At 41.7% G+C, this 19,789-nt stretch carries 22 protein-coding genes and 1 riboswitch; of the genes, 20 read left to right on the top strand and 2 right to left on the bottom strand.

The window, feature by feature from the left end; translation table 11 throughout:
- The first annotated feature begins 15 nt into the window (after nt 1-15).
- A complete protein-coding gene (gene greA / locus NF418_RS01180; RefSeq protein ID WP_105109828.1) occupies nt 16-498 on the top strand; it encodes a transcription elongation factor GreA in 483 nt (160 codons plus the stop codon).
- 75 nt (nt 499-573) lie between these two features.
- Here greA and yidC read toward each other — a convergent pair whose 3' ends face one another.
- Both yidC and NF418_RS01170 read right to left on the bottom strand, forming a co-directional pair.
- A complete protein-coding gene (gene yidC / locus NF418_RS01175; protein ID WP_256778074.1) occupies nt 574-1,491 on the bottom strand; it encodes a membrane protein insertase YidC in 918 nt (305 codons plus the stop codon).
- 66 nt (nt 1,492-1,557) lie between these two features.
- Nucleotides 1,558-1,839 carry an acylphosphatase gene (locus NF418_RS01170; RefSeq protein ID WP_256778073.1) on the bottom strand — a complete coding sequence of 94 codons (282 nt, stop codon included), beginning with the start codon at nt 1,837-1,839 and terminating at the stop codon, nt 1,558-1,560.
- Between the two features lie 70 nt (nt 1,840-1,909).
- On the opposite strand from NF418_RS01170, the gene NF418_RS01165 reads away from it, so the two are divergent.
- The 19 genes from NF418_RS01165 to NF418_RS01075 all read left to right on the top strand — a co-directional run.
- Nucleotides 1,910-2,650, top strand: coding sequence for a TrmH family RNA methyltransferase (locus tag NF418_RS01165; protein ID WP_256778072.1), 741 nt, complete (start codon nt 1,910-1,912; stop codon nt 2,648-2,650).
- A 48-nt stretch (nt 2,651-2,698) separates the two neighbouring features.
- A complete protein-coding gene (locus NF418_RS01160) occupies nt 2,699-3,181 on the top strand; it encodes an HD domain-containing protein (RefSeq protein WP_256778071.1) in 483 nt (160 codons plus the stop codon).
- A 19-nt stretch (nt 3,182-3,200) separates the two neighbouring features.
- Complete coding sequence (locus tag NF418_RS01155; RefSeq protein WP_256778070.1) at nt 3,201-3,902, top strand: Bax inhibitor-1/YccA family protein; 702 nt, start codon at nt 3,201-3,203, stop codon at nt 3,900-3,902.
- A gap of 87 nt (nt 3,903-3,989) precedes the next feature.
- Nucleotides 3,990-5,237, top strand: coding sequence for a diaminopimelate decarboxylase (locus NF418_RS01150; RefSeq protein ID WP_256778068.1), 1,248 nt, complete (start codon nt 3,990-3,992; stop codon nt 5,235-5,237).
- 102 nt (nt 5,238-5,339) lie between these two features.
- On the top strand, nt 5,340-5,576 hold the full coding sequence (locus NF418_RS01145; RefSeq protein WP_024402640.1) for a YneF family protein: 237 nt from the start codon (nt 5,340-5,342) through the stop codon (nt 5,574-5,576).
- Nucleotides 5,577-5,665: 89 nt separating this feature from the next.
- On the top strand, nt 5,666-6,460 hold the full coding sequence (gene racE / locus NF418_RS01140) for a glutamate racemase (RefSeq protein ID WP_105144257.1): 795 nt from the start codon (nt 5,666-5,668) through the stop codon (nt 6,458-6,460).
- On the top strand, nt 6,457-7,467 hold the full coding sequence (locus NF418_RS01135; protein WP_172003195.1) for a nucleoside-triphosphate diphosphatase: 1,011 nt from the start codon (nt 6,457-6,459) through the stop codon (nt 7,465-7,467). Before racE ends, NF418_RS01135 begins: the two co-directional genes overlap by 4 nt.
- The gene (locus tag NF418_RS01130) at nt 7,440-7,967 is read left to right on the top strand and encodes a metallophosphoesterase (protein ID WP_105108132.1); all 528 of its coding nucleotides are present in this window, start codon (nt 7,440-7,442) and stop codon (nt 7,965-7,967) included. The genes NF418_RS01135 and NF418_RS01130 overlap by 28 nt, the downstream gene beginning before the upstream one ends.
- Entirely contained in the window at nt 7,964-8,422 is a 459-nt protein-coding gene (gene cbpB, locus NF418_RS01125) for a cyclic-di-AMP-binding protein CbpB (RefSeq protein WP_172084549.1), read from the top strand. The genes NF418_RS01130 and cbpB overlap by 4 nt, the downstream gene beginning before the upstream one ends.
- Nucleotides 8,419-9,150 carry a site-specific tyrosine recombinase XerD gene (gene xerD, locus NF418_RS01120; RefSeq protein WP_256778067.1) on the top strand — a complete coding sequence of 244 codons (732 nt, stop codon included), beginning with the start codon at nt 8,419-8,421 and terminating at the stop codon, nt 9,148-9,150. Before cbpB ends, xerD begins: the two co-directional genes overlap by 4 nt.
- Nucleotides 9,150-9,869 (top strand): segregation/condensation protein A, encoded by a 720-nt coding sequence (locus tag NF418_RS01115; RefSeq protein ID WP_256778066.1) that lies wholly within the window; start codon nt 9,150-9,152, stop codon nt 9,867-9,869. Before xerD ends, NF418_RS01115 begins: the two co-directional genes overlap by 1 nt.
- Complete coding sequence (gene scpB / locus NF418_RS01110; RefSeq protein WP_256778065.1) at nt 9,853-10,422, top strand: SMC-Scp complex subunit ScpB; 570 nt, start codon at nt 9,853-9,855, stop codon at nt 10,420-10,422. Before NF418_RS01115 ends, scpB begins: the two co-directional genes overlap by 17 nt.
- Nucleotides 10,412-11,146 carry a pseudouridine synthase gene (locus tag NF418_RS01105; RefSeq protein ID WP_256778064.1) on the top strand — a complete coding sequence of 245 codons (735 nt, stop codon included), beginning with the start codon at nt 10,412-10,414 and terminating at the stop codon, nt 11,144-11,146. The genes scpB and NF418_RS01105 overlap by 11 nt, the downstream gene beginning before the upstream one ends.
- Complete coding sequence (yidD, locus tag NF418_RS01100) at nt 11,143-11,382, top strand: membrane protein insertion efficiency factor YidD (protein WP_256778063.1); 240 nt, start codon at nt 11,143-11,145, stop codon at nt 11,380-11,382. The genes NF418_RS01105 and yidD overlap by 4 nt, the downstream gene beginning before the upstream one ends.
- A gap of 180 nt (nt 11,383-11,562) precedes the next feature.
- Nucleotides 11,563-13,338: an oligopeptide ABC transporter substrate-binding protein gene (locus NF418_RS01095; protein WP_256778062.1), complete on the top strand. Its 1,776-nt coding sequence runs from the start codon at nt 11,563-11,565 to the stop codon at nt 13,336-13,338.
- 245 nt (nt 13,339-13,583) lie between these two features.
- The gene (locus tag NF418_RS01090) at nt 13,584-14,126 is read left to right on the top strand and encodes a tRNA (cytidine(34)-2'-O)-methyltransferase (RefSeq protein WP_105145115.1); all 543 of its coding nucleotides are present in this window, start codon (nt 13,584-13,586) and stop codon (nt 14,124-14,126) included.
- A 53-nt stretch (nt 14,127-14,179) separates the two neighbouring features.
- A riboswitch (FMN riboswitch) is annotated at nt 14,180-14,395 on the top strand.
- Nucleotides 14,396-14,451: 56 nt separating this feature from the next.
- Entirely contained in the window at nt 14,452-15,009 is a 558-nt protein-coding gene (locus NF418_RS01085) for an ECF transporter S component (RefSeq protein ID WP_256778061.1), read from the top strand.
- Between the two features lie 23 nt (nt 15,010-15,032).
- A complete protein-coding gene (locus tag NF418_RS01080; RefSeq protein WP_256778060.1) occupies nt 15,033-15,686 on the top strand; it encodes a phosphatase PAP2 family protein in 654 nt (217 codons plus the stop codon).
- A gap of 243 nt (nt 15,687-15,929) precedes the next feature.
- Nucleotides 15,930-19,789 (top strand): KxYKxGKxW signal peptide domain-containing protein (locus tag NF418_RS01075; protein ID WP_256778059.1); only part of this gene is annotated, 3,860 nt, incomplete at its 3' end.

Here is a 19,789-nt window from a genome sequence, read left to right as displayed (position 1 = left end):
AGAAAAGGAATTATCATGGCAGAAAAAACCTATCCAATGACTTTGGAAGAAAAAGAAAAACTTGAAAAAGAATTGGAGGAGCTTAAGCTTGTCCGGCGTCCAGAAATTGTAGAACGTATTAAAATTGCACGTTCATATGGTGATCTCTCAGAAAACTCTGAGTATGAAGCGGCAAAAGATGAACAGGCTTTTGTAGAAGGTCAAATCTCAACAATTGAAACTAAAATCCGTTATGCTGAGATTGTCAACAGTGATGCAGTTGCTGCAGATGAAGTGGCAATCGGTAAGACTGTTACCGTCCAAGAAGTAGGTGAAACGGAAGAGGAAGTTTACCATATCGTTGGTGCTGCAGGAGCAGATGCTTTTGCAAGTAAGATTTCTAACGAAAGTCCAATTGGTCATGCCTTGATTGGTAAGAAAACAGGTGATGTGGCTACCATTGAGACACCGGCTGGTAGTTATGAAGTTAAAATCTTGAAAGTTGAAAAAACAAAATAAGGTGTGGAGAGGGTCAAGTTTGACTCTCTTTTTTTGCATAAGAAAACAACCATCCAATCGGATGGTTGTTATGTTTTATCTAGACCGTTGTTTACCAGCATTGCGGTTTGATTTTTTAGAAGTTTTTTCTTCAATGATAGCCGATGCTTTTGGAGTCACATCTTTGATGTTTGATTTATATGGTTTTGGAGGATTGTTTTTAAATTCCTCCTCGACTTTTGCACGAATACGTGGTTTCAAGATAAAGTTTGTGAGTGCTTGTTGGATAAGACCGATAAGACCACCGACTACCCAATAAAGTGTAACTCCAGCAGGTGAAGACCAAGAGAACATGACAATCATGAGAGGGTTCATAATAGCAACTGTACGCATTTGTTTCTTCTGTTCTTCATCCATACCAACCTGCATCAAGAGTGATTGGATGTAATAAAGAATACCAGCAACAGCAGTGAGGATGAGGCTTGAAGAACCGAGGTCAATTCCAAGGAAGGTCGCTTCAGAAATTCCAGGAGTGAAGCGTGCTGCATAGAAAAGGGCTGTAAAGAATGGCATTTGGATAAGAAGTGGAAGACATCCCATACCGCCAAACATGCTAACGCCATATTGCTTTTGAGCTGCAAAGAACTCTTGTTGGGCAGCTAACTGTTCTTCTTGTGAGCTAGCATTTTTCATCCGCTCCTGGATTGGTCCCAAAATTGGTTTGAGGTAGTTCATCTTCTCAGATTGATAAGTTGACTTCCAAGATTGATAAATACCAAGTGGCATAATCAAAAAGCGAACGATGAGTGTTACCACGATAATGGCAAGACCAAAACCTAGTCCTTGATTTTCCGCAAAGAATTTAATTAGATTTCCCATAGGTTCAACGAGGTAGTTGTAGACCCAGCCCTCACCAGTCGGTACACCTTTTTTATCTGTAGCTACACATCCAGATAGAATTAGGAGCGAAGCCAAGGCTAAACCAGATAGTAAAATACGTTTATTCTTTTTCAAATTGATACATTCCTTTTTTTACATGATACATTCTATTTTACTTTTTTTATTATTAAACTTCAAGTTTTATCCATGACTGACCTGAAAATCATGAAAATCTGCAAAATTTGCTAGGGTTACATCCAAATAGCTAACCTTTGCCATACGGGAAGGACCTTTTCGGATTTCATGGATAAAATAGCTGAGCTTATCAGAATGCTCGGACTGAGCCAAGATGGTCACTGTTCCATCATCATTGTTCCAAACCCTGCCGTAAATATCTCCAATCTCCACAGCCAAAAATTGGACAGACCAGCGAAAACCTACTCCCTGCACTCGACCAGATGCAATCATTTTGACCTTTCTCATAAGATTCTCCTTTTGACAAGAACTTTACTTTATTATATCATTGTTGGGTAAGAAAGAAAATGAGGAAACTATGGAAATTATCCGTTCGAAATCCAATAATCTGGTCAAACAAATTAAGAAATTACAACAGAAAAAATACCGTACATCATCTTACTTGATTGAAGGCTGGCATTTATTAGAAGAAGCTGTGAAGTCAGGAGTAAGTATTGAACATGTTTTGGTCGTGGAAGAGTATGTGGACAGGGTTTCCCAGTTAGAAAAAGTAACGGTAGTCAGCCCAGAAATCATGCAAGATTTGACTGATTCTAAGTCTCCGCAAGGAGTAGTAGCCCAACTGGCTCTTCCTAGTCGGGAACTCCCTGACCTGTTAAAAGGTAAATTTTTGGTCTTAGAAGATGTGCAGGATCCAGGAAATGTCGGCACCATCATACGCACGGCTGATGCAGCAGGTTTTGATGGTGTATTTTTGACCGATAAGTCGGCTGATATTTACAATATGAAGGTCCTTCGCTCTATGCAGGGGAGTCATTTTCATCTACCTATTTATCGCTTGCCAATTGAGGATATTTTCTCTACTTTAAAAAATAATCAGGTGGAGATATTAGCGACAACCTTGTCCAGTCAATCGGTGGATTATCGACAGGTCTTGCCAAAGGCGAGTTTTGCACTTGTTATGGGCAATGAAGGTCAGGGTATTTCTGATTTTGTGTCTAAAGAGGCAGATCAATTGATTCATATCACCATGCCTGGTCAAGCGGAGAGTTTAAATGTGGCTATTGCTGCGGGAATTTTAGTCTTTAGCTTTATTTAAGCCAAGAAGCATAAACTGTGTTATAATAACAAAACGAGGTTTACATCTATGGCTGCTTATAAAAAAGATAAAGAATATATGGCTTATGTCGGTCACTTGATTGACACTAAAAAGGTGCAGAAGCTGGCAGATATTCCCCACCATTATCATTCGACTCGCTTGGAACATTCGATCAATGTTTCCTATACCAGTTACAAAATTGCCAAGAAATTTGGCTGGGATGCCAAGTCGACTGCACGAGGGGGGCTTCTGCATGATCTCTTCTTCTATGACTGGCGTGACACTAAATTTAACAAGAGTCATGCCTGGGTTCATCCACGGATTGCCAAGCGCAATGCCCAGAAATTGACTAAGCTTAACAAGGTGGAAGAAGATATTATTGTTAAGCATATGTTTGGTGCAACCTTGGCTCCGCCCCGCTATAAGGAATCATGGATTGTGACCTGCGTAGATAAATATTGGGCAGTTCGTGAATTTACCCTGCCCTTGCAATATAAATGGAAAAATCGAAAGGTCTTGCGCTTCCAATAAGACCTAAAAGGAGAACTATATGAACAACGATTCATTTATTATCAATCAGGTGGATAACACCGCTCTTAACCGTTTCTTTGGGAAAATTTACGGGGTAGTTGCCATGGGAATTGGCTTGTCAGCCCTTGTTTCCTTCCTAGCTGTTACCGTCTTCCAGCAATTGCTTTATAGTTTGCTTAGTGCAGGTTCTATTGTCATGATGTTGGTCATGTTGGGACAGATTGCATTGGTGGTTGCAGCCTCTACCATGGCTGCTAAAAACAGTCCAATGGCTCTACCAATGTTTTTAGCCTATTCTGTTACCAATGGCTTGACCATCAGCATGGTCTTGATGTTCTATACGACCGAAACGGTTGCCTTAGCTTTCTTATCTGCTGCTCTTATGTTTGCCATTATGGCAGTGATCGGTATGACGACCAAGAAAAATCTTTCAGGTATGGCCCAAGCCTTGCGTGCGGCTCTCTGGGGGATTATGATCGCAAGTTTAATCAACATTTTCCTTCGCAGTTCAGGTATTAGCTTCGCCATGTCTATCGTATCTGTTCTTGTTTTCTCAGGTTTGATTGCCTATGACAACCAACGTATCCGCAATGTCTTTGAGCAAACAGGTGGCAATGTCCAGAATGGTTGGGTTGTGTCTATGGCTCTTCAACTCTACCTTGACTTTGTCAATCTTTTCCTCAACTTGCTTCGCATTTTTGGTGCGATGAATAGAGATTAGTCATTGCCCACTCGTAAGAGTGGGTTTTCATTTTCTGAAAAGGATGTTCTGTGGTATAATAGGAAAAATATTTGATGAGGTAGAGAGATGACCAAGACACCATTTGTTAGTAAAGAAATTTTAGAAACCATTTCGGAGCAATTTCCGACTCCTTTTCATTTGTATGATGAAAAAGGCATTCGTGAGAAGGCCCGTGCCCTTAATGCAGCTTTTTCATGGAACAAAGGCTTTAAGGAATATTTTGCGGTCAAGGCAACACCGACGCCAGCCATTTTGAAAATCTTGCAAGAAGAAGGTTGTGGAGTGGACTGTGCGACAGATGTAGAGGTGCTGATGAGTGAAAAATTGGGCTTTAAGGACATCATGTTCACATCCAATGATACGCAAGCCCAAGAATTTGTCTATGCACGAAAAGTTGGGGCGACCATTAACCTCGATGCATACGAGCATATTGAGTTTTTGAAAAATGTTGCTGGTATCCCTGAAACGGTCTGCCTCCGTTACAATCCAGGTGGAGTCTTCTCGCTGGGAACGGATATTATGGACCACCCAGAAGAGTCTAAGTTTGGGATGACCAAGGAACAGTTGATGAAAGGCTACAAGGAGTTAAAAGAGCTAGGTGTCAAGGAATTTGGTATCCATGCCTTTCTAGCTTCGAATACAGTAACAAATGACTACTATCCTGTCTTAGCTCGTCAACTCTTTGAATTGGCCTTGGAAATTCGTGAGGAAACAGGTGTGACTTTGGACTTCATCAACCTATCAGGTGGGATTGGGGTCAACTATCGTCCTGAGCAAGAACCAAACGACATTGCTGTCATTGGTGAGGGTGTTCGTAAGGTTTACGAGGAAATTCTCACACCAGCTGGTATGGGACATGTTAAAATCTTTACAGAATTGGGTCGCTTTATGTTGGCGCCACACGGTCACTTGATTACCAAAGTGCTTCATCGGAAGGAAACCTATCGGACTTATATTGGTGTCGATGCATCGGCTGCCAACCTCATGCGTCCTGCCTTCTATGGCGCCTACCACCATATCACCAATATCACGCGCCCAGATGCGCCAATCGAAGTGGTGGATGTGGCAGGTTCCCTCTGTGAAAACAACGACAAGTTTGCAGTTAATCGTGAATTACCACGGGCAGAAGTAGGAGATACCTTGGTCATTCATGACAGTGGGGCCCACGGCTTCTCCATGGGCTACAACTATAATGGTCGCTTGCGTTCGTCTGAAATTCTTTTACAGGAAGATGGCACAGCTCGTATGATTCGTCGTGCTGAAACACCTGAGGATTATTTCGCAACCATTTACGGTTTTGATTTTGACAGGTAAGTCTTGGAAAAGCCTGCTGAATTTGGTATAATAGATTCATTAAGAGATTGTCGCAGGACAGTTCCGAATGAATTATTTTTAGAAGAGTCAGGAGATTGACAGATGAATATCGGTTTAGCTATTTTATTGATTGTATTGGCCTTTGCAGGCGGTGTTGCCTTGGGCATCTACTTGTCACGCAAACAAGTGGAAAACTACATTGCTGATAAGCCAGTTTTGGATGAAAATGCTTTGCGTTTGATGATGAGCCAAATGGGGCAAAAACCAAGCGAGGCAAAAGTACAACAAGTACTTCGCCAAATCAAGAGCCAACAAAAAGTGGCAAGCAAGAAAAAATAATCAAACTGGGACTGGGATATTCATTCCCAGCTCCCATTTTTTGAGTAGAAAAGAAAGGCTAGTCAGATTTTCTGGCTATTCTCAATGTTATGGATAATCGACCAATAGGTTTTTTAGATTCAGGTGTTGGGGGATTAACGGTTGCGCGTGAGTTAATGCGCCAGCTTCCCCATGAAGAAATCGTTTATATCGGAGATTCTGCACGGGCACCGTATGGACCACGTCCAGCGGAACAAATCAGAGAATATACTTGGCAGTTGGTCAATTTCCTTTTGACAAAAAATGTAAAAATGATTGTTTTTGCCTGCAATACGGCAACAGCGGTAGCCTGGGAAGAAGTCAAGGAAAAGTTGGATATTCCTGTTTTGGGTGTTATTTTACCAGGTGCTTCAGCAGCTATCAAGGCAACGCAAACTGGTAAGGTTGGTGTCTTGGGAACGGCTATGACCATTCAATCCGATATCTATCGTGAAAAAATTCAGGCCCTTTCTCCAGAAACGCAGGTAGATAGCCTAGCCTGTCCCAAGTTTGCCCCTCTGGTTGAGTCCAATAGCCACCAATCCAGTCTTGCCAAAAAAGTTGTTTATGAGACACTTCGACCACTTGTTGGGAAAGTGGACACCTTGGTTTTGGGCTGCACTCATTATCCCCTGCTTCGTCCTATCATCCAGAATGCCATGGGCAAGGATGTCAAGTTGATTGACAGTGGTGCAGAGTGTGCGCGGGATATTTCTGTTTTATTAAATTACTTTCAAATCAACCGCAGCCGAACCGAAAAGGATATTCAGCACAGATTTTACACAACAGCTAGTCCGTCAGCTTTTAAAGAAATAGCTGAAAGCTGGATGGGCATTGATATTCATGTGGAGCATGTAGAACTATGACAGACAAGATATACGAATACAGAGATGAGCATAACTGGTTTATTGGAAAGGCTAGCTTTGCCAACCTATTTGGTTCATTTGGAGAAAATGGAAGAGAGCAGGAAGTTTACCAAATTGGTCAGTTGTTTGATAAACTGATTGCAGGTAACTATGAAGATGAGAATTTCAACCAGTGTGTTAACATTGAGGTGATTAAACTTCAGTCTGAATTTGCCCTCTTTCAATTTGCCTGTGATGTTTTGAATGAGTTAAACAATCGCCAGTTCAAAGTTCTCCAACACCAAGGAGCTATTCTGGTCACAGAAGCTGACAAATTGCTCTTGGTTCATTTACCAAAGAATGGTGTGGCTATGTCTGATTTCTTCGGTCAAGATAAGGGCTTGGCAAGCGTGGGAGACACCATCTTGATTGCCACTAAAAATGAAGGTAAGACCAAGGAATTTCGCAAGTTTTTTGAGCGTTTTGGCTACCAGGTCGAGAACCTCAACAACTATCCTGACCTGCCAGATGTAGCAGAAACAGGTATGACCTTTGAGGAAAATGCACGGCTCAAGGCTGAAACCATAGCAGAGCTGACAGGCAAAATGGTCTTGGCTGATGATTCAGGTTTGAAGGTTGATGCTCTTGGTGGTTTGCCAGGAGTTTGGTCTGCCCGTTTTTCAGGACCAGATGCCACAGATGAGCTCAATAATGCCAAGCTCTTGCACGAGTTGGCCATGGTCTTCGACTTGAAAAATCGTTCGGCACAATTCCATTGTACCCTGGTTATGGCTGCTCCAAATCGTGAGAGTTTGGTGGTCGAGGCGGACTGGGAAGGCTTTATCGGTATGGAGCTTCGTGGGGAAAATGGGTTTGGATATGATCCACTTTTCCTCGTAGGTGAAACAGGCAAGACCTCGGCAGAATTGACCTTGGAAGAAAAAAATAAGATTTCCCACCGTGCACAAGCACTAGAAAAATTAGTGGAGGCATTTCCAGTATGGCAGGAGCAAGCAAAACAATCCTAGTCATGAGCGATTCTCATGGGGATAGACAGATCGTAGAAGAGATTAAAAACCATTATCTTGGCAAGGTCAATGCCATCTTTCACAATGGCGATTCAGAGCTAGATAGTCAAGACAGCTTGTGGGAGGGTATTCAAGTGGTCAATGGCAACTGCGACTACTTTGGAGGCTACCCTGACCAGCTCATTACTCAATTGGATGGTGTGACTATCGCTCAGACTCATGGTCATCTTTATGGCATTAATTACGGCTGGCAACGGTTGGACTACTGGGCCCAGGAAGTGGATGCGGACATTTGTTTGTATGGGCATTTACATGTACCAGATGCAGAGGTGCGTGGCAAGACCCTCTTCCTCAATCCAGGTTCTGTCAGCCAACCTCGTGGCTTGGTCAGAGAATGTCTTTATGCCCTTGTGACCATCTATGAAGACCGTTTTCATGTGGACTACTATAACCGCCACCATCAACTTTTCCCAGCATTGACAAAGGATATTTCACGATGATTGCACGAGAATTTGAAGCTTTTTTACTGGATCAAGAAGAAACTTTCCTGACACCAGCAGATAAATTGGCTGTTATCATTGATACCCATAATATTGACCATGCCAAGCTGTTACTCAGCCACATGACCTATTCCCGTGTGCCCGTGGTAACAGAAGATGGTCGTTTCTTCGGCACTATTGGCTTAACAGAGATTATAAAATACCAGGCTGAAAATGAGCTATCAGATGATGAATTGAATCAAGATATTTCCCTGATTGCTAAGACAGACGAGGAGACGGTTGGCTTGGATTATGATTTGACAGAAGTCATGCGAAAGCTAGTCGACCAATCTTTCCTACCCGTTTTAGGAGAAAATAGAGAATTTCTAGGTATTATTACCCGTAAATCCATCCTCAAAGCCATCAATGCACTTTTGCATAATTTTCCCTTGGCATCAAAAGAAGGCAAGAAATGAAGCAGGCTATAGGAGAGTTTATCCAGACTAAAAAGGTCAGTGTCAACAGCCAAAAGTCCTATACCTATGACCTACAGCAATTTGTGGAGTTGACCAAGGGCGACATAGATCAGCAGTCACTCTTGCTTTATCAGCAGTCCCTGCTAGACTTGAAACCTGCTGCTCAGAGAAGAAAGTTATCGGCGGTCAATCAATTTCTCTATTTTCTTTATGAAAGAGGTCACTTGGATAGGTTTTACAAGCTACAGGCTATGGCAGGACCGACTCGTGTCAAAAAGAAGCTGGAGCGTGAAGACCTATCATTACTCTTTCAAGAAAGTCCTTGGTTAGAAGGTCAGCTTATCGCACTTTTGATAGCATATTTAGGCTTGACGCCAAGTGAAATAGCAGAGCTGACCAGCCAGCAGGTCAATCTGGATTTTCAAGTCCTGACAGTTGAGAAGGGAGGAGCCAAGCGGGTGCTCACTATGTCCAAGGAATTAGTTGGCTACCTTGAAGGGCATCTGACAGGGCACTATGTCTTTGACAAGAAAGGCCAGACCTATTCTCGGCAATGGTTCTTTAATCGCTTGACCGAATTTGTCCAGTCCATCGGCAAGCCTGATTGGACTGCCCAAAAATTGCGAGAACAGTATATTCTAGCTCAAATCAGAGAAGGAAAATCCCTGGACCAAATCGCCAAGCAGTTGGGACTAAAAACAAGCATGAGTTTGGAAAAATTTAGATAATGGATATAAAATTAAAAGATTTTGAAGGACCCTTGGATCTCTTACTGCATCTGGTGTCCAAGTACCAAATGGATATCTATGAGGTTCCAATTACGGAAGTCATTGAACAATACCTGGCCTATATTGCGACCTTGCAGGCCATGCGCTTGGAGGTGGCGGGAGAGTATATGGTCATGGCCAGTCAATTGATGGTCATTAAAAGCAGGAGGCTCTTGCCAAAAGTCGTTGAACAGACAGACCCTGAGGATGACCCAGAAATGGATCTCTTGGATCAATTGGAAGAATACCGCAAGTTCAAGCTAATCAGCGAAAAACTGGGAGAACAGCATGATGAAAGGGCCAATTATTTTTCAAAACCTAAATTAGATTTGATTTATGAGGATGTCCAGCTGGCTAAAGATAAGACTGTCATCGATATTTTCCTTGCCTTTTCTAAGGTCATGGCTGAAAAACAGGCCAGCCTTCGTCAGTCACATGCAACCATTGCCCGTGATGAATATAAAATCGAAGACATGATGGACCTTGTCCGTAGTCGTTTTGAGACTAACCCTCGTATTGAACTGCGTCAGCTTTTTCAGGAGAGCCTGGATATTAATGAAGTGATTACCATTTTTCTTGCCACCTTGGAGTTGGTCAAGGTTCATGAGATTATCTTGGAACAAAAGGAAACCTTTGGAGATATTTATCTAGTAAGGAGTGAAAATGAATCGCTTAGCTGAAATCGAAGTCCTGCTCTTTGTAGCAGGTGAGGATGGCTTGAGCTTACGCAATTTGGCAGAGATGCTGGAATTGCAGCCCACAGCTGTCAGCCAGCAATTAGAAAAACTCAGTGAAAAATACATGGCTGACAAGGCATCAGGCCTTGCTCTATTAGAATCCTCCAATCGTTACAAATTGGTCACTAAAAAAGAGTATGCAAACCTTCTGCGTATCTATGCCAAAACACCGATCAATCAGACCATGTCACGAGCCCTTTTAGAAACATTGTCAATCGTTGCCTACAAGCAACCAATCACACGGATTGAAGTCGATGATATTCGCGGAGTTAATTCTAGCGGTGCCATCAGTAAATTGCAGGCTTTTGACCTCATTCGTGAGAATGGGAAGAAAGAGGTACTTGGCAGGCCCAATCTTTATGTCACAACGGATTATTTTCTGGATTACATGGGGATTAACAGTCTAGAAGAATTGCCAGATGTATCAGAACTTGACTTGGTGGAGCAAGAAACCGAGCTATTCCTAGAAAGAAATGAGTTAGAAAATGAGAATTAACAAATACATTGCCCACGCTGGTGTAGCCAGTCGTCGTAAGGCAGAAGAATTGATTAAGCAAGGTCGTGTTACCGTCAATGGTCAAGTTGTCCGTGAGTTGGCAACGACTATTAAGTCTGGAGATATTGTAGAAGTAGAAGGGCAACCAATCTATAATGAAGAGAAGGTATACTACCTCCTCAATAAACCAAGTGGAGTTATATCTAGCGTGTCAGATGACAAGGGCAGAAAGACGGTTGTTGACTTGCTGCCGACTGTAAAAGAACGGATTTATCCTGTTGGTCGTTTGGACTGGGATACGTCAGGTGTTTTGATCTTGACCAATGATGGTGATTTTACGGATGAGATGATTCACCCTCGAAATGAGATTGATAAGGTTTATTTGGCGCGTGTCAAGGGTATTGCCAATAAGGAAGTACTCCGTCCCTTGACCCGAGGTGTCGTCATTGATGGCAAGAAAACCAAGCCTGCCGTTTACGAAATTATCAAGGTAGACCCTGTTAAAAATCGCTCTGTGGTCGAGTTGACCATTCATGAAGGGCGTAATCACCAGGTTAAGAAAATGTTTGAAGCGGTTGGTCTGCAGGTGGACAAGCTTTCACGTACCCGCTTTGGAAATTTGGACCTGACTGGTTTGCGTCCAGGTGAATACCGCAAGCTTAATAAGAAAGACATCAGCAAACTGCATACTTTAGCTGTAACAAAACCGGTGAAGAAAAAATGACCAAGCTCCTTATAGGCTTAGTCAGGTTTTACCAGAAATACATTTCTCCCCTCTTTCCACCTTCCTGTCGCTATCAGCCGACTTGTTCAAGTTACATGATAGAGGCCTTACAGAAACATGGAATCAAGGGATTTTTGATGGGCTTGGCTCGAATTGGTCGCTGTCATCCCTTTGTGGAAGGTGGAGAAGATCCTGTCCCAGACAGGTTTAGCTTGAAGCGTCATATACAGAAGTAGGGAGACCTACTTTTTCTTTTGGATATTTATTCAGAATAATGGGGTTGAAATGTATGTTTATGATTTATTCATAATATCATACTAACATCATTAGCAAATAACGAATTTTCTTTAAAAGAATCTTGCATAAATATTCTAAAATGTGCTATACTAATTGAAATAATATAAAGGGGTAGAGATATGAAAAAAATGAAGAAATTTGCTCTTGCAGGGGTTAGCTTGCTTACTCTAGTGTTGTTAGCAGCTTGTCAAAGCAAAGAAAGTACAAGCTCTGTTGATTTGGCATTTGAGTCTGAAATAACTCATGAAGGTCAGGCGATTAGTGGTGGACAGTTCAAGTACGCCTTGGTAGCTTCTTCACCGTCTACAGGGATTTTGTTAGATGAACTAGCACAGACAGGTGTAGATGCACCGTTTGCCTCTATGGTTGATATTTCTATGTTTGGCTATAATGCAGACCGTAAACTAGATGATTCCGGACTTGCCAAGGCTGAATTTGATGTGGATGCCAAGACTGTCACTGTTAGTTTGACAGGCAAGGATTACAAGTGGTCAGATGGTCAGCCATTTACTATCGATGACTATATTTTCACGATTGAGCAGTTAGCTAGTCCTGATTATACAGGTGTTCGTGCTGATACAACCTACACCAATATTGTTGGTTTTGAAGAGCTACAGGCAGGAACAGCTAGTGAAATTTCTGGCGTCAAGAAAGTTGACGACTATACAGTTGTTCTGACTGTCAAAGAGATGTCGCCTTCTATGATGTACGCAGGTGGTGGAGTTCCTGAATTGGTTATGCCCAAGCATATTTTCAAGGACATCGCGGTCAAAGATTGGGAATCAAGTGACTACGCTCGTACTGCCAAAGTTGTTGGGATGGGACCTTACGAGGTTAAGGAAATTGTCAGCGGTGAATCAGTTACCTATGAGCCAAATGAATATTACTTCAAAGGCAAAGTAAAACTAGACAGTTACAAGATTGATATCGTCTCTCCAGACACCATCGTCTCTGAGATGAAAGCCGGAAACTATGATTTGGCTGAAATGCCGACAGATCAATATGAATCTTACAAAGATTTGTCAAACATTACCTTGCTAGGTAGCTTAGAAGGTATCTACAACTATATCGGCTTCAATCTTGGTAAATATGATGAAGCAAGTGGCAAAAACGTGACCAATCCAGACGCTAAGATGAACAATGTCAAATTGCGACAGGCTATGGGCTATGCCTTGGATAATGCTGCTATCGGCGAAAAATTATACAATGGCTTGTATCACCCAACCAACTCACTCATCATTTCCTTCTTTGGCGCTGTGCATGATGCTGACTTAGCAGGTTACAGCTATGACCCTGAAAAAGCTAAACAATTGCTAGATGAAGCTGGTTACAAGGATGTCGACGGTGATGGAATCCGTGAAGATGCCAATGGCAAACCGCTGAAGATCAGTGTCGCTGCTCAGAAATCAACTGAAACACAGGAAACCATGGTGCAACAATACCTGACCTGGTGGAAGGAAATTGGTTTGAATGTGGAGCTTTACACTGGAAGAACTATCGAATACAACACCTTCTATGAATCCATTGCGGCCAATGACGAGGGAATTGATGTGTACCTTGCAGCTTGGATTGCTGGTCTTGATCCGGATCCAACTTCTTTGTGGGGACCTGAAGCTATGTACAACTATACTCGATTTGTTTCTGATGAGAATACAGCTCTCTTAAACAAGATTGCTTCTGCAGAATCATTTGATGAAGCGAAGAATATTGCGAATTACAAGGCTTGGCAAGAATATGCCTTTGAGCAAGCATTTGCTATTCCAACCCTCGAACGTGAAAGCATTACTGCCGTAAACAAACGGGTTAAATACTATGACGTTTACATCGGTTCGAACAGCAAGTCAAGTCCTGAAAAGATTGAATTGACAGCTGAAAAAGGTGTTGCTGCACAATAATTCTCTGACAGAGTCCAGATGGGCTCTGTTTTTTTCAATTTTTTTGAAAAAATAAGTAAAAACACTTGATTTTCAGCATTCTTTAAGCTACAATATAAACACGATTTCATTGATTTGCCTCAAACCTGTTGTGAGGCAAGTGAATGAATCATCATTCACCATGCTGTTTGCTGAGCTTGACTCCGGGCAGTGTGGCTATTTTTTTGTCTGAATAGCCAAGATTCACGTATGAGGAAACGATGATTATGAATATTGAAGAATTACACTACACAGAAGAAACTGCTAAAAATCACATTGTCCTGTTTGAACCGCAGATTCCACAAAATACTGGAAATATTGCTCGGACTTGTGCCGCAACTAACAGCCCCCTACATATTATCAAACCGATGGGTTTTCCAATTGATGATCGCAAGATGAAGCGTGCTGGCTTGGATTACTGGGATAAGTTGGATGTTCGTTTTTATGAAAACTTGGCTTCATTTATGGACTATGCCAGCAAGCATGGTCAGGTCCATTTGGTGTCTAAGTTTGCGGACAAAACCTATTCCGAAGAGAGTTATCAGGAGGGGATTCATTTCTTCCTCTTTGGTCGTGAAGACAAGGGCTTACCAGAAGATTTTATGCGAACGCATCCAGAGAAAGCTATTCGGATTCCCATGAATGATGAGCATGTTCGTAGCCTCAATGTATCCAATACTGTCTGTATGATTGTCTACGAAGCCCTTCGTCAGCAGAATTTTGCAGGTTTGGATTTGGTCCATACTTATGAAGAGGATAAGCTAAAATAAGACTTGAAAACGACTCAAAGCCTTGCACTTGCAGGGCTTTTTTGGTATGATGAAATTGTCTTCAGGGCAGGGTGTAATTCCCGACCGGCAGTGTAAAACGTGGCTATTTTGTTTTAAGACTAGGCAGCGAATCGAAGACTATACTGAATGTATGTCGAGATGAGCTAACGCAGTATTAGAACAAAATAGACCGTTGGAAGTCTGCGAGCGAAAGCTGATGTGGTGCAATTCCACAACCGACAGTAAAGTCTGGATGGGAGAAGACGAAGTGCAGTTTGTACTGTTCTTCTAAGCTTCTTCAATTTTCACAATTGGAGGAACCTTTATGACAAACACACGAAAAATAACGATTATCGCCATTCTTTCAACCCTTTCATTTCTACTGATGTACTTGAAATTTCCCTTGATTCCAACGGCAAGTTTCTTGGAAGTAGATTTTTCACTGGTACCGATACTATTTGGTTTGCTTATCTTAGATGTAAAGTCTAGCTTTGCTATTCTCTTGATTCGGACACTCCTCAAATTGATTTTAAATAATCAAGGGGCATCAACCATCATTGGGTTACCGATGAATATCGCAGTCATGGCAATCTTTATTCTAGCCGTTTCATATTTCTGGAAAAATGACCAGACTGTCAAAAATTATCTAAAAACAGCAGCGGTAGCTACACTGGGTTCAACACTGGCCATGCTTGTCTTGAACTATGTCTATGCTGTTCCCTTATATGCAGCCTTTGCAAACTTTGATATTAAGGAAATCCTGGGTTTGACCAATTACCTACTTTTCATGGTTTTGCCATTTAATCTCTTACAAGGTATGGTCTTATCTATCATTTTTTATATATGCTATCAAGCTGCCAAACCTATTTTAAAGAAAGTTTAACCTTTTTACGGTAAACTAACCCTATGAAAAATAAACAAATCCACTTACGAAATGCGTCTTTCTTGGCTCTGGCCTTTGTTATCTTGGGCTACGTAGCCAAGTTCTACCCAAGTAGCTTAACTGGTTTTGACTTTGCTTTCCAATCTGCGATTCGCGGAAATCTGCCAAGTGGCGCGACCCAGTTCTGGACTTCCATTACAGTTTTAGGGAATACCGTTATTATTTTGGCCATTACCCTAATCTTGTCTGCTATTTTTTACTATTATAAAAAGTGGAAGATGGAAGCCTTTTTCTTACTTGCTAGTTTTGCGGCAATGGGGGTAGCATCGACAGCCCTGAAATATGTCTACCAACGCCCGCGTCCTAGTATCGAATGGTTGATTGACACGATAGGCTATTCATTCCCAAGTTGGCATACAGCCTCAACCATGATGATTGCAGGAGCAGTTGTCATTATCATCCAGCAACGCATGAAGCAAGGATTGGCTAAACGCGTTTTGCAAGTTACATTAATTGCCCTAGCAATCCTAGTTGCCATCTCTCGTGTCTATATTGGTGTTCATTATCCGACGGATATTATCGGAGGTTGGCTCCTAGCCCTGACCCTCTTGCAGGTGATGTATCCTTTTTATGACCAAAAACGCTTTGAATGGCGTTTCCAAAGTAAACAGAAATAATTGGAACCTCCCGGAAATGGGAGGTTTTTGATATATCAATATACGTTTTCTGAAAATATGAAAACAATCAATTAGAATTCGGATGAGAGGATATCCTGCTGATGTTATTATATCAAGTATTTGCTAGTTTTTTGAAAAGAATATAATTTCCAAAACATAAATCATTTTACTTGTAAATCGGGGGGGGTATGATAAGATGAGACTGAGTAGTGGTTACTACAAATAAAAAACAAGGGGTTTTCTATGTATTTCAATAGAAAAAATAGCCAACAAAAAAACTGGCGAATGATTAAGAAAGGGAAGCATTTTCTCTTTGGATGTGCCTTAGTGTTTACACTTGGTGCAACAGCCAATGTAGCAAGCGCTGAAACAATCGTCTCAGAAGTGACTACAGTTGATCAAGCACAAGATTCAACTGCAGTAAGCGAAGAAGCTGATTCTGAAGCGGCCACCTCCACAGCAGTATCAGAAGTAGCATCATCTACAACTGCAACATCAGAAGTAGCATCAGAAACTGTTGCTACATCAACAGTGGCATCTTCAGTTGTTTCTGAACTAGCTTCAACAACATCAGAAGCAGTAACTTCAGAAAACTCAGAATCTGCTTCAGTTGCAAGTTCAGAGGCAGCTTCATCAGAAACTGCAAGTTCAACAACAGTAGAAGCTGTATCAGAAGTGAGCGCAACCGTTTCAGCATCAGAAACTGCAATTGCTAACCGTACAGCTTATATCGGTTATGAAGTACAATATACAACTTCAACAGGCGAAGTTGTAGGTAAGACTGCAAATATCGTTGCAACAGATACAACAGATGCTGTCGCAACATCAACTCTTACTGTTGCAGCTACAGATGTTCCTGCAGGTTATGAATTGGCTGCAGAACAAGCTTATTCATTAACTCAACAAATTTCAGAGAACCAAATTAACATCTTGTCATTTGCTGTTGTTAAGAAATCTGAAGAAGAAGAGATTGCTGAATCTCAATTGGCAAACAAAACAGTTCTTGAGCAAGTCATTTCAGAAGCTATTGTCCTTTCAGATGAAGCTTTGCGCCAAGTCGCAACAACTCAAGCAGGTAATACTGAGCTTGAAGCAGCAGCAACTTCAACTCAAGAGACTATTGACAACGCAATTATTGTTTTAGAAGATGCATTAGCAACGCAAGAGCAAGTAGATAGCCAAGTTGAAGCAGTGAAAGCAAGTACATTGGCGCTTGCTGAAGAGATGCTCAAAGTAGATGAAGATGGGAACTTGACAGTTGCCTTGAATACTACAGGGACAGAAATATCTACTACTCGTGGATATGGAACAACTGATAACGTGATCTCAAACTATGAGGTTCGAGATGGCTATGTTTATTGGACACATCAGTTTAATAATGGTTATACAAATACGAACTATTATAACTACTTCTTCACAATTCCAAAATCTGTTGGAGCTATGGAAGATCTAGTTGTAACTCAATATAATCAAGATGGTACTGTTCGATCAACAAGTAATTCTTGGCCAGATGGAGAAGGTTCTGCAGGAGGAATCGCTCCTAACATAGGCCCAATCGGTAACGGTTATTTCGATAAAAAAGGTTTAGATGAAGGTAGAGCAAATGCACCATTATATGATAATAATAACCATATAGCTTCTGCAATTGACCGTACAGGTTTTGCTGGTTCAGATGCGATTCTTAATAATTCTCAATCCGAGTACTATGTCTTGAATTCTAATCGTCGTACTAACCGTTTGACTCGATGGGTTGTATCTTATCGTACACCTATCGTTGATGAGAATGGATCTCTTGACTATATTGCTGGAGGTTCTTCTAATATCAAAGCGGATAATAATGACGTTGTTGTTGGTACTTACGGTGCATTGTACAAAGAAGTTCCAGAATTCTATAACCAACAAAAAGTAAATAAAGGTCAGGCACAAAACCAATTAAACGACATGTTGGTTTGGCGTAACACAGAGATGACAACTCCTTACCAACTTCCTATCAAGGATAATGGTGTTGCAATCGATGAGATTTACTATGTTTTGGCGGATACAGCAGCAACAGAAAAAATCACAGTAGACAACTTGACTATCTCAAATACTGGTGTAGTAACAGGTAGTGCATCATTCACAGGAGAACCTAAGACGATCGAGGCAGTTATCAAGTCTGGTGACACTCTTGTTCAGAGTGAGCAAGCTTGGATTGTTGTCATGGATGCTCAAGGAAGCACCATTGATAAAAACGAAGGCGAAACAGTATCAAACGAAGAAATCCTCAATAAAGTCACAGTTGATTGGGGTGGATATGATAAGACTTGGGAGTATGGTGAAGCAGGCTTAACTAAAGAAGTTATCACACCAACTTTACCAACTTCAGGTCAAAACAATGTTGTCCAAGTTAAATTAACTAACGCTCAAGGGCAAGAAAAAATCGTTGATGTAATTGTAAACTGGCCAGTAACTAACCAAGCTCCAACTATTGATAGCATTGGTACAGATGGAACTCAGTTGAAGACAACCCAAGCTACAAACAAGTATCTATTTGTCTTTGGTACAACTGAGGGGACAACTGAAACTGAAACAGGAGCGACTACTACAGCCCCAGTAGCCAATAAAGACAATGCTACTGCTACAATTGCTATGTCAGATGCGGATGGTACGATTGCTAGCATTTCTTATGATGATGCTAACAGCCCAATGACAACACTTGGTAGCAACTTGACACTTGGGACAGATGGTAAATTGGAAGGTTCATTTGCCCATGCAGCGGGTGGTTCTTACACTCGACGCGTAATAGTGACAGATGATGACGGTGCAACAGCAACAAGTAATTCTTTCTACACGTATGCTTATACCGATAAAGAAGTCGATACAACTTCAATCGAAAAAGAAGAAGGTACAGCAGTTACTGAAGATGAAATCTTTGCTAAGTTGGCTATTGCAACTACAAGTGATGCTTTCCCTAACACTGGTAATAATGTTCCAACAGTGCCAGATACAGAGTACACACGTACAGTCGTTGGTTACCGTGCGGTTGGAAGCACAGATGTTAAAGAGGCAACTGTCGACACACTTCCAACAACTGGTGAGTATGAAGTAAGAGTACAAACTCGTAACATTTACGGTCAAGATATCTATAACTGGGTAACTGTGAAATTCACAGACACAACAGCCCCAGAAACCCCATCAGTAGAAGCTAATGAAGATGGTACAGTAACTGTAACACCATCACAAACAGCTGGTGATGATACTAAGACAACAGACATCACTTACACTGATGAAACAGGTACATCTCAAACAGTAACTGTTACTAAAGAAGATGATGGTACATGGTCCGTTCCAGCAGATTCAGGTGTCACTGTAGATCCTACTACAGGCGCAGTCACAATTCCAGCAGATAAAGTTCAAGATGGTTCAACAGTTTCTGCCACATCAACTGATGAAGCAGGCAACACCTCAAACCCAGCAACAGACACTGCTAAGAATAATCCAGACACAACAGCACCAGAAGTACCATCAGTAGTAGCTAACGAAGATGGCTCAGTCACTGTAACTCCATCAACCACAGCAGGTGATGATACTAAGACCGTTGACATCACTTACACTGATGAAAATGGAACAGAACAAACAGTAACTGTTACTAAAGAAGATGATGGTACATGGTCCGTTCCAGCAGATTCAGGTGTCACTGTAGATCCTACTACAGGTGCAGTGACTATCCCAGCTGATAAAGTTCAAGACGGCTCAACTGTCTCTGCCACATCAACTGATGAAGCAGGCAACACATCAAGCCCAGCAACAGACACAGCTAAGGATAACCCAGATACCACAGCACCAGAAGTACCATCAGTAGTAGCTAACGAAGATGGCACAGTAACTGTAACTCCATCAACCACAGCAGGTGATGATACTAAGACCGTTGACATCACATACACTGATGAAAATGGCACACCTCAAACGGTAACCGTAACCAAAGGTGAAGATGGCAACTGGTCCGTTCCAGCAGATTCAGGTGTCACTGTAGATCCTACTACAGGCGCAGTCACAATTCCAGCAGATAAAGTTCAAGATGGTTCAACAGTTTCTGCCACATCAACTGATGAAGCAGGCAACAC

This window comes from Streptococcus suis, assembly GCF_024509555.1.
GTDB classification, from domain to species: domain Bacteria; phylum Bacillota; class Bacilli; order Lactobacillales; family Streptococcaceae; genus Streptococcus; species Streptococcus suis_AD.
The sequence above is the reverse complement of the archived record's forward strand: the minus strand, read 5'-3'. Positions and strand labels throughout refer to the sequence as shown.

What these genes read in the sequence shown, in the direction of transcription:
- greA (WP_105109828.1), top strand. Translation starts at nt 16, where the DNA reads ATGGCAGAAAAAACCTATCCAATGACTTTGGAAGAAAAAGAAAAACTT.
- NF418_RS01170 (WP_256778073.1), bottom strand. Translation starts at nt 1,839, where the DNA reads ATGAGAAAGGTCAAAATGATTGCATCTGGTCGAGTGCAGGGAGTAGGT.
- NF418_RS01165 (WP_256778072.1), top strand. Translation starts at nt 1,910, where the DNA reads ATGGAAATTATCCGTTCGAAATCCAATAATCTGGTCAAACAAATTAAG.
- NF418_RS01160 (WP_256778071.1), top strand. Translation starts at nt 2,699, where the DNA reads ATGGCTGCTTATAAAAAAGATAAAGAATATATGGCTTATGTCGGTCAC.
- NF418_RS01155 (WP_256778070.1), top strand. Translation starts at nt 3,201, where the DNA reads ATGAACAACGATTCATTTATTATCAATCAGGTGGATAACACCGCTCTT.
- NF418_RS01150 (WP_256778068.1), top strand. Translation starts at nt 3,990, where the DNA reads ATGACCAAGACACCATTTGTTAGTAAAGAAATTTTAGAAACCATTTCG.
- NF418_RS01145 (WP_024402640.1), top strand. Translation starts at nt 5,340, where the DNA reads ATGAATATCGGTTTAGCTATTTTATTGATTGTATTGGCCTTTGCAGGC.
- racE (WP_105144257.1), top strand. Translation starts at nt 5,666, where the DNA reads ATGGATAATCGACCAATAGGTTTTTTAGATTCAGGTGTTGGGGGATTA.
- NF418_RS01135 (WP_172003195.1), top strand. Translation starts at nt 6,457, where the DNA reads ATGACAGACAAGATATACGAATACAGAGATGAGCATAACTGGTTTATT.
- NF418_RS01130 (WP_105108132.1), top strand. Translation starts at nt 7,440, where the DNA reads ATGGCAGGAGCAAGCAAAACAATCCTAGTCATGAGCGATTCTCATGGG.
- cbpB (WP_172084549.1), top strand. Translation starts at nt 7,964, where the DNA reads ATGATTGCACGAGAATTTGAAGCTTTTTTACTGGATCAAGAAGAAACT.
- xerD (WP_256778067.1), top strand. Translation starts at nt 8,419, where the DNA reads ATGAAGCAGGCTATAGGAGAGTTTATCCAGACTAAAAAGGTCAGTGTC.
- NF418_RS01115 (WP_256778066.1), top strand. Translation starts at nt 9,150, where the DNA reads ATGGATATAAAATTAAAAGATTTTGAAGGACCCTTGGATCTCTTACTG.
- scpB (WP_256778065.1), top strand. Translation starts at nt 9,853, where the DNA reads ATGAATCGCTTAGCTGAAATCGAAGTCCTGCTCTTTGTAGCAGGTGAG.
- NF418_RS01105 (WP_256778064.1), top strand. Translation starts at nt 10,412, where the DNA reads ATGAGAATTAACAAATACATTGCCCACGCTGGTGTAGCCAGTCGTCGT.
- yidD (WP_256778063.1), top strand. Translation starts at nt 11,143, where the DNA reads ATGACCAAGCTCCTTATAGGCTTAGTCAGGTTTTACCAGAAATACATT.
- NF418_RS01095 (WP_256778062.1), top strand. Translation starts at nt 11,563, where the DNA reads ATGAAAAAAATGAAGAAATTTGCTCTTGCAGGGGTTAGCTTGCTTACT.
- NF418_RS01090 (WP_105145115.1), top strand. Translation starts at nt 13,584, where the DNA reads ATGAATATTGAAGAATTACACTACACAGAAGAAACTGCTAAAAATCAC.
- NF418_RS01085 (WP_256778061.1), top strand. Translation starts at nt 14,452, where the DNA reads ATGACAAACACACGAAAAATAACGATTATCGCCATTCTTTCAACCCTT.
- NF418_RS01080 (WP_256778060.1), top strand. Translation starts at nt 15,033, where the DNA reads ATGAAAAATAAACAAATCCACTTACGAAATGCGTCTTTCTTGGCTCTG.